Source organism: Sediminibacterium sp., from assembly GCF_019264485.1.
Lineage (GTDB): Bacteria > Bacteroidota > Bacteroidia > Chitinophagales > Chitinophagaceae > Sediminibacterium.
Genome location: NZ_JAHVAA010000014.1, coordinates 619840 through 632473 on the forward strand (window position 1 = coordinate 619840; position 12634 = coordinate 632473).

Below are 12634 nucleotides of genomic sequence, written 5' to 3' on the forward strand. Positions count from 1 at the left end.
CAGATGCCTGCTCCACAGAAAGCCTGTAAGTTTGCAACATTCATGAAAGTAAAACAGCATTTAACCTCATACCTTCAATTACTGGTTGTACTCATAGCAGTTATAACACTGGCGGGATCCTGTGCCAATATTGTTCCGCCGAGTGGAGGCTTCAGGGATAGTTTACCTCCAAGACTGGTAATGGCGCTGCCAAAAGATTCTGCGGTAAATGTAAAATCAAAAAATATCACACTTACATTCGATGAATTTGTTCAGCTTGATAATGTGAGTGAAAATATCATCTATTCACCCGTACTCAAAACAATACCCTCCGCCGATTATAAGCTACGCAATGTTACCATCCGTTTCCGCGATTCACTTGAGCCCAATACTACTTATTCCATTGATTTCGGCAATGCCATACAGGATGTAAATGAAAATAATATCGCCAGGAATTTCCGTTATGTTTTTTCAACCGGACCAACCATTGATTATAACAGTTATGCTGGAAAAGTAATGATTGCAGAAACAGGAAAAGTAGACAGTACTTTATGGGTAGTGCTTCACCGCGATTTATCTGATTCAGCCATTCAAAAACTTCAGCCCCGTTTTTATACCCGGTTGAATGGTAAAGGCGAATTTATATTTAATAATCTTCCTGCCGGTTCTTTTGCTGCATACGTGGTTAATAAGAATAGTTATAATAAGGTATTTGACAGTACCGAATTATTTGCTTTCAGGAATAGTGCCGTAATGATTAATGGAAAGACCACTGGCGATACATTGTATGCTTTCACACAATCTCCGAAACCTACAAAATCATCAGGTGATGCAGGCGCTGTTTTACCACCTTCACTACGCGACGACAGACGTTTACGCTACCTGCCTGTTTTAGACAATGGTCAGCAGGATTTAATGAGCAATCTCCCCTTGTTTTTCAACCGGAAATTATTCGCTGTTGATACCACTAAAATACAGTTAACCGACACCAATTACAGAGCCGTAAATGGTTATACTATTCAACTTGATACGAGCCGCAAAAAACTAATCATCAATTACCCCTGGAAAGAAAATACTGTCTATAAACTGGTTCTACAGAAAGAAGCCTTTGCCGATACCAATGCAGTGATGTTGCCAAAATCTGATACACTTACAATTAATTCACGTAAGGAAACAGAATATGGAACAATCCGTTTCCGGTTCTTAAACCTTGATACCAGCAGGCATCCTATTATTCAACTGGTAAAAAATGATGAGCTTACCGCTTCATATCCTGTTACAGTAAATGATTTCACCATCAAACGATTCAAACCCGGAACTTATGATGTGAGAATATTGTACGATACCAATCAGAACGGCAAATGGGATACCGGTCATTTCTCTACAGGCAAAAAACAACAACCTGAACGCGTTGTAAGTATACCCCGAACACTTACTATCCGTGCCAATTGGGATAACGAAGTTACAATTGCGTTGCAGTAGGAGATAAGCTGCAAGCCTCAAGCTACAAGTTCGGGGTAAAAAAATTGAACTCTTTACTATCGCCCATTTTCCATTCACAACTTTACTGGCAGCTTGAGGCTTGTGGCTTGTCACTTGCCGCTTGAAACTTACCCGCAGGGTTGCTATCTTTGACCCATGCAGCTTCCATCCTCCTTACTTGAAAATGCAGTGGCACAGTTTGCCAAATTGCCGGGTATCGGCAAGAAAACAGCTTTGCGACTGGTATTACATTTACTTAAACAGGATGTAAACGATGTTCAGCATTTTGGTGAAACCATTGCAAGGATGAGGAGAGATATTAAATTCTGCCAGCGATGTCATAATATCAGCGACGGTGATATCTGCTCCATCTGCGCCAACTCCATGCGCAACCAGAAACTCATTTGTGTTGTAGAAAATATCAGGGATGTAATTGCCATAGAAAGTACACAACAATTCAATGGTGCCTATCATGTACTCGGCGGTATTATTTCTCCATTGGATGGTATTGGTCCCGACCAATTGAGTATTGAATCGCTGGTTTCAAGAATAGAAAAAGAAGAAACTGAAGAATTGGTTTTTGCCCTCAATCCAAATATACAGGGCGATACCACTATCTATTATATCCAAAAAAAACTGGCTCACTTGTCATGCAGGGTAACAACCATTGCCAGGGGTATTGCCTTTGGTGGCGAACTGGAATATGCCGATGAAATGACCCTCGCCCGAAGCATTGCCAACCGTCTGCCCGTTCAGCAGTACGTGAAATAACAGAATTTTAATGCTTAAGCAACCTTTGACCAGCGTATCCGTAGTTGTTGGTATCGATGGGAATGTTTAAATTGCAGTTTAAACATTGAATATAGCCGCTATCCTTTTGTACTTTTATAAAGTGCGAACAAAACAGAAGGCTGAGGTATTATTCATCCATTAAATAAAATATTATGGAATTTGCGGGTATTGTTGCTGGACTGATTTGCACAGGCATCATTTGGGTAATTATATTGATCCTGGCTTTGATACAGCTCTTTAAAAGAACAGATCTTGAACAGAACTCAAAAATAGCCTGGCTCGCATTTCTGGTATTAGTACCATTTGCAGGTTTATTTGTTTATATCGTGAGTAACTGGAACAAGTCGAAAAATTTGCTATGGATTTCCGTACTTGGACTGGCATTATCGGTAGCATTGACTGTTTATTTTGTTTACTCACGAGAACATCGTGATGTAGCAGCAGAGAAGGGAATTCAGGTAACAGCCCAGCAATTATTTGAGGCATTTGCAGCAGACGAAGCCAAGGCCAATACCTTATACCTCGACAAAGCCATTGAGATAACAGGTGAAGTGATTAACGTATCTACAAACCAGGATGGCAATATTGTCGTAGATTTTAAGACGAATGATCCTTTTTTTGTGATCAATTGTACATTTAAAACAGATCCCGGTGCTTTAAAAGCGGGTGACAATATAACATTCAAAGGCATTTGTACCGGTTATATACCCGATGCCAATGTAGTCATCAACGAAGGAGTATTAGTAAAATAAGAAAGGATTATAATTATGAAGCAGATTAAAGTTTTAGCCATTATCGTTACATTTCTGTTCATTGGGCAGCAGGCAGAGGCACAAAAAATATTCGGCACACGCAATGGAAGAATCACATTCGAATCGCCGACCGATGGTGATGTGAAAGCAGTAAACAATGAAGTAACGAGCAGAATAGCCGATAATGGTCAGCTTACTTTTAGCCTGCTGATGAAAGGGTTTAAGTTCAAACTGGCGGAAATGCAGGAGCATTTTAACGACCAGTATGCAGAAAGCACCAAATTTCCACGTGCCGATTTTAAAGGAACTATTGCGAACCTGAAAGAGGTGAATTTTTCAAAAGATGGCAGCTATAAAGTGAGTGTGAAAGGCGATCTTACAATGCATGGCGTAACAAAAAATGTAACCGTAAACGGTATTCTGGAAATCAAAGGAGGTAAGCCTGCTGCGCGTGGTTCCTTTGTTATTAATCTAAAAGATTTTAAGATCGATGCCTCATCTGTAACAGAAAAAGTAGATGTTGAGGTAAGCTGCCAATACCAGTAATCATTTTATCAATATAAACCACCTGTATGAAGACCCTGTTACAAAGGTCACTGGCTATTTTATGCCTGACCTGTACTACCCTATTTTCTGATGCACAGCAAGTAGACCTGTTTAAATTACAGGACAGTGCCAGTGCCGCAGAAGATAAAAACAAATCTGAACGTACACTTAACACTTTTTATTCTACCAGACTCGTTACTACACAAACAGTAGAAATTACGGGTAAAGGGAGTATGGACTTCCGTATCAACCACCGCTTTTCACCACTGAACCAGGGATTTTATAACCTGTTCGGGTTAGATTTTGTGGCTGCCCGTATTGGTTTCGATTTTGGTTTGTCGGATAACCTGATGGTTGGAATTGGCAGAACCGGTACCAACAAAGAAGGTGATGCTTTTTTAAAATACCGTGTATTGCGTCAGCAGACCGGTGAAAAAAATGTACCTGTAAGTATTTCACTATTGGGAGCCCTGGCTTATCGTGGTATTCGTTATGCTGATCCTACGCTGAATGTAAAAACAAAAGACAGGATGTATTACACCGCTCAGGTAATGATTGCCCGTAAATTCAATGAAAATACTTCGTTACAGGTATCTCCAACCTATACGCGTTATAACAGAAAACTGTTTTTAACAGGGGGTTCGCAGGACCTGTTTTCAATTGGGTTTCTGGCCAGACAGAAAGTAAGCAAAAAAGTAAGTATCAACGCCGAATATTTTGTGCAGACACAACGTTTTGATGGTACTTATAACCCGTTGTCAATTGGAGTAGATATACAAACCGGCGGGCACGTATTTCAGCTTCATTTCACCAATTCAATTGGCATGAATGAACATACTTTTATTCATGAAACATTTGGTTCATGGGGTAAGGGCGATATCAGGTGGGGTTTTAACATCTCCCGCATCTTCAATATTGGCAGGAAAAAGAAATAAGGATACCTGATATATCAATAAAAAACCCCGGCAGGTATCGCCGGGGTTTTTTATTGATTTTTATCTATCTTTGTGGCCTACACAGGCGGATTTGTTTATTGTTCGGCCTGTAATCCTGCCCAAAGCGGGACAAATCGAACTAATAAACGTACAGGAAAGCACCCTCGAATTTTCTCACTACGTTTTATTGGTTCGGCAAAGTTCATGCAATATTTGTTGCCTTAAAAGAAGCGTATTATGAGCATTCGGAAAGATTTAGAAAAAAGGATTCTTGTTATAGACGGCGCCATGGGTACCATGATACAGCGTCATAAACTTACAGAAGAAGATTACCGTGGTAAGCGGTTTAAAGACTGGCACTGCGATGTAAAAGGCAATAATGACCTTTTATGCATTACACAACCCGAAATCATAAAAGGTATTCATAAACAATACCTGGCTGCCGGTGCCGATATTATTGAAACCAATACTTTCAGCAGTACCACTATTGCCATGGCTGATTACGATATGCAGACGTTGGCATACGAATTAAATGTAGCTGCTGCTAAATGTGCCAAAGATGCCGTTACAGAATTTATGGCTGAAAATCCGGGTACCACGCCGAAATATGTGGCAGGCGCTATTGGTCCGCTCAATAAAACACTTAGTCTTTCTCCCGATGTAAACAACCCGGGCTTCAGGGCCGTTACTTTTGATGAAGTAGTTACAGCATATAAAGAACAGATCAAGGGTTTGATAGATGGTGGTGTTGATATTTTATTGATCGAAACCATTTTTGATACCCTCAATGCCAAGGGAGCCATTTTTGCTGCCAAACAGTTTTTCAGGGAAACAGGTACTCCCGAATTACCTATCATGATCAGTGGTACCATTACCGATGCATCGGGCAGAACACTCAGTGGACAAACCCTCGAAGCATTTTATACCTCAGTCATGCATGCAGAACCCTTAAGTATAGGATTGAATTGTGCTTTGGGAGCTGCAGAAATGCGTGCACATATTGAGGAGCTGAGTCAGATTGCATCCTGTTACACCTCTGCATACCCCAATGCCGGGTTACCTAATGCCATGGGTGAATATGATGAAGCACCACATGAAACAGCTCATTTTATTGAAGAATGGGCCAATCAGGGTTTTGTAAATATTGTAGGCGGCTGTTGCGGAACAACACCCGACCATATTAAACATATTGCCGATCACGTTAAAACAATTACACCAAGAGTACTTCCCGTTGTGGAAACATCTTTGGCTTAATTCAAGACTTATACATGAGTGATACCATTACTATAAAGCCTTATCTCAGGTTATCCGGATTAGAGCCTCTTGTTGTTCGTCCAGAGACAAATTTTGTAAATGTTGGTGAACGTACCAATGTAACAGGTTCTAAAAAATTTGCACGACTTATTCGTGAGAATAAATACGAAGAAGCATTATCCGTTGCACGTCAACAGGTAGAGAGCGGTGCACAGGTATTAGATGTAAACATGGATGATGCCCTCCTTGATGGTGTGAAAGCCATGACCACTTTCTTAAACCTGCTGCAAAGTGAGCCAGATATTGCCCGGATTCCCATCATGATCGACAGTTCAAAATTCGAGATCATTGAAGCAGGATTAAAATGTGTACAGGGTAAATGTATCGTGAACTCTATCTCCATGAAAGAAGGGGAAGAGAAATTTATTGAGCAGGCTTTTATATGCAAGGCCTATGGCGCTGCAGTAATTGTAATGGCTTTTGATGAAGTGGGGCAAGCCGATACCAAAGACAGGAAGATTGAAATTTGTCACCGCGCCTATAAAATCCTAACCGAGAAAGTGGGTTTTCCTCCACAGGATATCATTTTCGATCCCAATATTTTTGCTGTTGCTACAGGTATTGAAGAGCACAATAACTATGCAGTAGATTTTATTGAAGCTACCAGAGAGATTAAAAGATTGATGCCGTTAACCAAAGTAAGTGGTGGCGTATCGAACGTGTCTTTCTCTTTCCGTGGTAATGATCATGTAAGAGAAGCGATTCACTCGGTATTCCTGTTCTATGCTATTAAAGCTGGTATGGATATGGGTATCGTAAATGCAGGTCAGTTAGTGGTGTATGATGAAATTGAGCCAACGCTGCGCCAGCTTTGTGAAGATGTATTACTCAATAAAAACAATGATAACAATGAAGCAACTGAAAAACTGATTGTTTTTGCAGAAACCGTAAAAGCAAAAGGTAAAGTAGAAGTAAAAGATGAAGCCTGGCGAAATGAACCGGTTGAAAAAAGGCTCTCTCATTCATTGATCAATGGTATTACAGATTATATAGAAGCCGATACGGAAGAAGCCCGTTTAAAATATCCTCAGCCACTCGATGTAATTGAAGGCCCCTTAATGGATGGCATGAATATCGTGGGTGATTTATTTGGTGCAGGTAAAATGTTTCTTCCGCAGGTAGTAAAAAGTGCACGTGTGATGAAAAAAAGTGTGGCTGTACTCACACCATTTATTGAGGCTGAAAAAGAAGAAAGGAAGAAAGCCCACCTGGCAGCCGGCACTACTAATACTGAAGCAGCTGGTGCAGCTAAGATTCTTTTAGCCACCGTTAAAGGAGATGTGCATGATATTGGAAAAAACATTGTTGGCGTAGTATTGGGTTGTAATGGTTATGATATTGTTGACCTGGGTGTAATGGTGCCCGCCGATAAAATCTTAGACGCCGCTCAAAGAGAAAATGCTGATATTATTGGTCTGAGCGGACTCATTACCCCTTCACTTGATGAAATGGTACATATTGCCAAAGAAATGAAGCGGAGAAATATGACCCAGCCCTTACTCATAGGTGGTGCCACAACTTCACGTATGCACACCGCAGTAAAGATTGCACCCGAGTACCAGCATGGCGTAGTACATGTACTCGATGCTTCGCGGAGTGTTACGGTGGCGGGCTCATTGCTGAGCAAAGAACAAAAAACTCCCTTTTTACAAACTGTAACTGATGAATATGTAAAGCTGAAAGAAGGATTTGATAACAAAAAAAGTATCAAACAATATCTTTCTTACCAGGAATCATTACAACACAAAGCGAATATTGACTGGGCAAATTTCAATGCCACAAATCCACAATTTACCGGTACTAAAGTATTTGCTGATGTTGACCTGAATGAACTCAGACCATTCATCGACTGGAAACCATTTTTTATTGCCTGGGAAATGCATGGTAATTTTCCTGAAATACTCAGCGATACTATTGTTGGAAAAGAAGCCACCAAATTGTATAACGATGCTAATGCATTACTGGACAAAATCATTACAGAAAAATGGCTCACCGCTAAAGGAACCATTGGTTTCTGGGAAGCTGCCAGCAAAGATGATGATGTAACGGTTAGTCACGAAGGCTCAACTACCACTTTATCATTCCTGCGTCAACAGATAAAAAAAGCACCTGGTCAACCAAACTTATCACTGGCCGATTTTATCGCACCACAAGCAAATGGTAAAAAAGATTTTATAGGTGCTTTCGCTGTAACCATACATGGTATCGATACGCATATTAAAAACTTTGAAGCAGGTCATGATGATTATAATAAAATCATGTTACAGGCATTGGCCGACCGTTTAGCAGAAGCTTTTGCTGAATACCTGCACCTGAAAACAAGAAAAGAATACTGGGGTTATGATCAAAGTGAAAGCCTGAGTAATGAAGAGCTGATCAAAGAAAAATATACTGGTATTCGTCCGGCACCTGGTTATCCTGCCTGTCCCGATCATACAGAAAAATATAAACTCTTTGCACTCTTACAAGCTACAGAAACCATTGGTATTGAGTTAACAGAAAGCCTGGCTATGTATCCTGCTTCCTCTGTGTGTGGTTGGTATTTCTCACATCCGCAAAGCCAATACTACGGTGTAGGAAAAATTCAGCGTGATCAGTTGGAGGATTATGCTAAAAGAAAAAACATGCCCCTTGCAGAAGCCGAAAGATGGCTGAGTCCGGTGTTAGAGTAAGCAACAGATGAACAGAAAAATGTCGAATATCGAATATAGAAGTGGGGTTATTTAAACTACTTTGAAGTTCGATATTCGACATTTTTCTGTTCCTTATTCCTCTATCTTTTTTCAAACAACCACCACAACCTCCTCCTAGGTTTTACTGTATAATTCCTGCGAACATAGGTTTGTATATAATCCATGGCCTCCTCTATATCGTCGGTGAGGAAGATCAGTTTTTTATCTTCCGGTGAAATAGTGCCATGTTGTGCCATTTCATCGATACTGTTTAGTAAAGGCTGGAAATAATCCTTCCCATACAATACAATCGGGAAATCGTTAATTACTTTAGTTTGAGCGAGGGTGAGTGTCTCAAAAAATTCATCCATGGTACCAAAACCACCTGGCATAATTACAAAAGCGTAAGAATATTTTACGAGCAACACTTTCCTGATAAAGAAATAGTCAAATGTGATCCATTTATGCATATATGGATTCGGATATTGCTCAAAAGGCAGTTTAATATTACACCCTACTGATTGTCCGCCATTTTCAAAAGCACCCTTGTTAGCAGCTTCCATAATACCCGGTCCGCCACCTGTCATGGTAGTAAACCCAAGGGCAGCAATGCGTTTTCCAAATTCTACGGCTGCCTGGTAATAAGGATGCTCTTCCTTGAACCTTGCCGAGCCAAATACCGTGATACAGGGTCCTACAAAATGCAGGGTTCTGAATCCTTTTATAAACTGTCTGAAAATTTGCCAGGCAAAACCCAATTCATTGATCCTGGGTTTGGGTCCGTCCAAATACACCGATTCCTGCGCCGGAATGAATCTTTCTGTTTTCTTCATTTCTGTCTTATATTGATAAAAATTCAAATTAGCACAAAATTTGCTGTCATACTGGGTAGCCAACCATAGTTAACCGTTTTATGAGAAAAATCAGCCTCATCATTTTCGTAATTGTTTATTCCCTTTCTGCAAGCGCGCAAAAAAATGTGATACTTGAGCAGGTACGCACTTTTTCCATGCTGGGTCCTGTAATGAACTATTTTTCTCTACCCGATACCCGGAGTACATTTATAAAACAGTTAAACGACCAGTTACTGGCTAAAAAAAATGCCCGGATCAACGATACTATCTTAAGGGTTATCACACTCGAAAATTTAAAACAGTACAATACGGCAAGTGTTTATTTTACCAATGCCGATACAGCTACACATCATTTATACATTGATATTTACGAATACGAACCCAATACTTTTTATTACAGCCAGCCAGATTACCTGCAGGACTCACTCTTATTTAAACGAACAAAATCTGTTTTCCAACTCGGTATACTATTTGTAAATCATGAAAAAAAAATTATTAGAAATGATGTACTTACCATCTGTGTAAGCCCCGGCAGTAGTAATGGTTTTGGGCTTATCCCTTCCAATCTTTCAGTAACACCAAAAGGATTTACCGATTTGCTTAACCTGGGCATCGGTCGTTTACTGGATGAACAGAACAATACAGATATGATTGAAATAAAAGCCCCTCCGGCTTTTTATGCTGATAATTTTATTTTACCTGAAATCAGTAAACACCCGGTTTTACAAACAAGATCGCAGAAAGATATTTTTACCTATCAACGAAACGGCGAATCGGAAATGATCAGGCTGGGTGATACTTTTTATGAAGAGCTGATTGCAAAAGGGAAGAAAAAAAATATTCCAGACAATTCTGAAATAGCAAATGCCATAAACGCAACTGGCAATTTAAATAGTTCCGATTTTGTTCAGCTAAGACAGGAATGCCGGGATGTTCTTCGTGATAAAAATTATACCTTAAAACTGGTTACTGAAATAAATCCCAATTTCAGTTTTATTTCACAGGCAGATGTTTTCACGCAGTTTTTGCCCGGGCTGGTACACACATTATTAAAAGATAAAGATACCATTGCCCGTTTTATTATTCAGAAAAATATTGGGATACCTGAGAAAAAAATTTTTGTAAACAAAATAACGAATGGTTACGACAGCAGCTCCACTGTAACCATCTCGGGCTCGTCTGTACCAAGAAATGTACTTTTTGAGTACCTGGTAATTGGTATAATTGGAGAACAGCCGTTTGTTATTCGTTGTAGCGACAGAAACAGTTTAAAAGAAATCAGGCTTAACGATAAAGAGGTTGCGGTAGCAAAAGGTATTTATTTACCTGAGCGGATTGCCGTTTTTGATGCATCTTTAGAAATGGAAAAACTGAACCAGCTGCTGATGATTGCTTTTTCTAAATTCTATCAATAACAAACCATTATCATGCGTATCATATCATATAATGTCAATGGCATTCGGGCTGCTATGAAAAAAGGATTTACAGACTGGCTGGCCACCAATCCTGCGGATATTATTTGTTTACAGGAAACAAAGGCCAATAAAGAAGATGCGGATGTGGCAGCTATTGAAAAGCTGGGTTATCATACTTTCTGGTTTTCGGCCCAGAAAAAAGGGTACAGCGGTGTGGCCATTTTTACAAAGATTAAGCCCGATAATGTATTGTATGGAAATGGTATTGAACAAAGCGATGCAGAAGGCAGGGTTATCCGTGCCGATTTTGGTGATATTACTCTGATCAATGCCTATTTTCCTTCAGGTACCAGTGGAGATGAAAGACAGACTTACAAATACCAGTGGCTGGATGAGTTTTTTACCTATGTTCAACAACTCCGTAAAACCAGAAAAAAGCTGATTGTAACAGGCGATTATAATATTGCACATACTGAAACTGATATTCATGATCCGAAAGGCAATAAAAAATCATCGGGTTTCTTACCGGAAGAAAGGGCCTGGATGGATCAGTTTCTGGCCAATAAATGGACCGATACTTTCCGTTACCTTAATCCGGATGCAAAAGGTGCTTATTCCTGGTGGAGCCAGCGTTTTCCATCTGTCAGGTTACAAAATAAGGGCTGGCGCATTGATTATATCAGCATTACAGACAACCTCAACGACAGGTTAAAAGCAGCTACCATCTATCCTGATGTAAAACACAGCGATCATTGCCCTATCTATGCCGAATTATCCTGATGCCGTTCAATAAATTGTATAAACATGTATATCTATAATGTTACCATTCAACTCGCATGGTCTATTCACGAGCATTGGGTGGAGTGGATGAAAACAAAACATATACCTGAAGTAATGCAAACAGGATGTTTTTCAGATTTCAGGTTTGTAAGGGTATTGGAGGTTGATGAAACCGAAGGACCTACTTATGCCACACAATACATGGCAGCAACCCGGGAAGATTATGATCGTTATATCAGTGAGTTTGCCGCTGCACTCAGACAGGATGCATTTAATCAATGGGGCGATCAGTTTGCAGGTTTTCGGTCTCTGATGCAGGTTGTGAATTGAGTGTGGATAGTTTTGCAAATTCATTTTGGTAATGACAAAACTTCGCTATATTGCTCTGAAACCCGCTACGGGATTGATTTCCAGCGAATATCTTCTGAAAGCATTGAAAATAAAGGGTTTCAGCGAAATACATCGTTGAAACATCATCCTTTCATTTTGCAATAATCGGCTGAAATCCTTTACGGGGCAGGGTTTTATAGGTTCTTAAAATCAAGGTAAACTTTGAAAAATATTTTGCTGTTTGCTAAAAGCGAATAAATTTGTTTCTCTTATTTAAACACATCTAAAAACACATCTATGAACAAAGCTGAATTAATCGCACAACTCGCAGAAGATGCAGGTATTACAAAAACCCAGGCTAACGCTGCTTTGGATTCTTTTGTAGATACAGTAACCAAAACCCTGAAAAAAGGTGACAAAGTTACCCTGGTAGGTTTCGGTACTTTCTCTGTATCTAAGCGTGCTGCTCGTACTGGTCGCAATCCTCAGACTGGCGAGACCATCAAAATCAAAGCTAAAAAAGTTGCCCGCTTCAAAGCAGGTAAAGAACTGAGCGCTAAGATCTAATCTGGGCGTAAAAAAAGAATTGAACCCCGCTTTCGCGGGGTTTTTCTATTTTTGCACCTCACTATTGTTCATTAACAAAATAACTGTACCATGGGTAGAGGCGATAAAAAAACCGCAAAAGGTAAAAGATTCAAGGGTTCATTTGGCAAAAGCCGCCCTGCTAACGCAAAAGCTACTGCTGTAAAAGCAAAGAAAGCAGCCGCGAAAGCATCATAG

13 protein-coding genes are annotated in these 12634 nt (G+C 40.0%); 12 read left to right on the forward strand and 1 reads right to left on the reverse strand.

Annotated features, from left to right (window positions below; all coding sequences use genetic code 11):
* The first annotated feature begins 3 nt into the window (after window positions 1–3).
* From KXJ59_RS14255 to metH, 7 genes are all read left to right on the forward strand, one after another.
* Complete coding sequence (locus KXJ59_RS14255; RefSeq protein WP_295206027.1) at window positions 4–1461, forward strand: Ig-like domain-containing protein; 1458 nt, start codon at window positions 4–6, stop codon at window positions 1459–1461.
* A 156-nt stretch (window positions 1462–1617) separates the two neighbouring features.
* Entirely contained in the window at window positions 1618–2232 is a 615-nt protein-coding gene (gene recR, locus KXJ59_RS14260) for a recombination mediator RecR (protein WP_295206030.1), read from the forward strand.
* 173 nt (window positions 2233–2405) lie between these two features.
* Window positions 2406–3005: a PLDc N-terminal domain-containing protein gene (locus tag KXJ59_RS14265; RefSeq protein ID WP_295206033.1), complete on the forward strand. Its 600-nt coding sequence runs from the start codon at window positions 2406–2408 to the stop codon at window positions 3003–3005.
* A 15-nt stretch (window positions 3006–3020) separates the two neighbouring features.
* Window positions 3021–3551, forward strand: coding sequence for a YceI family protein (locus tag KXJ59_RS14270; RefSeq protein ID WP_295206035.1), 531 nt, complete (start codon window positions 3021–3023; stop codon window positions 3549–3551).
* Window positions 3552–3577: 26 nt separating this feature from the next.
* Window positions 3578–4486: a DUF5777 family beta-barrel protein gene (locus KXJ59_RS14275; RefSeq protein ID WP_295206037.1), complete on the forward strand. Its 909-nt coding sequence runs from the start codon at window positions 3578–3580 to the stop codon at window positions 4484–4486.
* Window positions 4487–4723: 237 nt separating this feature from the next.
* Window positions 4724–5740, forward strand: coding sequence for a homocysteine S-methyltransferase family protein (locus KXJ59_RS14280; RefSeq protein WP_295206040.1), 1017 nt, complete (start codon window positions 4724–4726; stop codon window positions 5738–5740).
* Window positions 5741–5754: 14 nt separating this feature from the next.
* Complete coding sequence (gene metH / locus KXJ59_RS14285) at window positions 5755–8472, forward strand: methionine synthase (RefSeq protein WP_295206043.1); 2718 nt, start codon at window positions 5755–5757, stop codon at window positions 8470–8472.
* 101 nt (window positions 8473–8573) lie between these two features.
* Here the strand turns inward: metH and KXJ59_RS14290 are convergent, their stop codons facing one another.
* Window positions 8574–9305 (reverse strand): TIGR00730 family Rossman fold protein, encoded by a 732-nt coding sequence (locus tag KXJ59_RS14290; RefSeq protein WP_295206046.1) that lies wholly within the window; start codon window positions 9303–9305, stop codon window positions 8574–8576.
* 80 nt (window positions 9306–9385) lie between these two features.
* Here KXJ59_RS14290 and KXJ59_RS14295 point away from each other — a divergent pair, with 80 nt between their 5' ends.
* From KXJ59_RS14295 to KXJ59_RS14315, 5 genes are all read left to right on the forward strand, one after another.
* Window positions 9386–10741: a hypothetical protein gene (locus KXJ59_RS14295; RefSeq protein WP_295206048.1), complete on the forward strand. Its 1356-nt coding sequence runs from the start codon at window positions 9386–9388 to the stop codon at window positions 10739–10741.
* A 12-nt stretch (window positions 10742–10753) separates the two neighbouring features.
* Window positions 10754–11521, forward strand: a complete 768-nt coding sequence (locus KXJ59_RS14300; RefSeq protein ID WP_295206051.1) for an exodeoxyribonuclease III — start codon at window positions 10754–10756, stop codon at window positions 11519–11521.
* 24 nt (window positions 11522–11545) lie between these two features.
* Complete coding sequence (locus KXJ59_RS14305) at window positions 11546–11851, forward strand: DUF4286 family protein (protein WP_295206054.1); 306 nt, start codon at window positions 11546–11548, stop codon at window positions 11849–11851.
* Window positions 11852–12109: 258 nt separating this feature from the next.
* Complete coding sequence (locus tag KXJ59_RS14310; RefSeq protein ID WP_295206254.1) at window positions 12110–12418, forward strand: HU family DNA-binding protein; 309 nt, start codon at window positions 12110–12112, stop codon at window positions 12416–12418.
* A 90-nt stretch (window positions 12419–12508) separates the two neighbouring features.
* The gene (locus KXJ59_RS14315; RefSeq protein WP_294988521.1) at window positions 12509–12634 is read left to right on the forward strand and encodes a 30S ribosomal protein THX; all 126 of its coding nucleotides are present in this window, start codon (window positions 12509–12511) and stop codon (window positions 12632–12634) included.

What these genes read in the sequence shown, in the direction of transcription:
- KXJ59_RS14270 (WP_295206035.1), top strand. Translation starts at nt 3,021, where the DNA reads ATGAAGCAGATTAAAGTTTTAGCCATTATCGTTACATTTCTGTTCATT.
- KXJ59_RS14255 (WP_295206027.1), top strand. Translation starts at nt 4, where the DNA reads ATGCCTGCTCCACAGAAAGCCTGTAAGTTTGCAACATTCATGAAAGTA.
- KXJ59_RS14275 (WP_295206037.1), top strand. Translation starts at nt 3,578, where the DNA reads ATGAAGACCCTGTTACAAAGGTCACTGGCTATTTTATGCCTGACCTGT.
- KXJ59_RS14290 (WP_295206046.1), bottom strand. Translation starts at nt 9,305, where the DNA reads ATGAAGAAAACAGAAAGATTCATTCCGGCGCAGGAATCGGTGTATTTG.
- metH (WP_295206043.1), top strand. Translation starts at nt 5,755, where the DNA reads ATGAGTGATACCATTACTATAAAGCCTTATCTCAGGTTATCCGGATTA.
- KXJ59_RS14265 (WP_295206033.1), top strand. Translation starts at nt 2,406, where the DNA reads ATGGAATTTGCGGGTATTGTTGCTGGACTGATTTGCACAGGCATCATT.
- recR (WP_295206030.1), top strand. Translation starts at nt 1,618, where the DNA reads ATGCAGCTTCCATCCTCCTTACTTGAAAATGCAGTGGCACAGTTTGCC.
- KXJ59_RS14295 (WP_295206048.1), top strand. Translation starts at nt 9,386, where the DNA reads ATGAGAAAAATCAGCCTCATCATTTTCGTAATTGTTTATTCCCTTTCT.
- KXJ59_RS14280 (WP_295206040.1), top strand. Translation starts at nt 4,724, where the DNA reads ATGAGCATTCGGAAAGATTTAGAAAAAAGGATTCTTGTTATAGACGGC.
- KXJ59_RS14305 (WP_295206054.1), top strand. Translation starts at nt 11,546, where the DNA reads ATGTATATCTATAATGTTACCATTCAACTCGCATGGTCTATTCACGAG.
- KXJ59_RS14300 (WP_295206051.1), top strand. Translation starts at nt 10,754, where the DNA reads ATGCGTATCATATCATATAATGTCAATGGCATTCGGGCTGCTATGAAA.
- KXJ59_RS14315 (WP_294988521.1), top strand. Translation starts at nt 12,509, where the DNA reads ATGGGTAGAGGCGATAAAAAAACCGCAAAAGGTAAAAGATTCAAGGGT.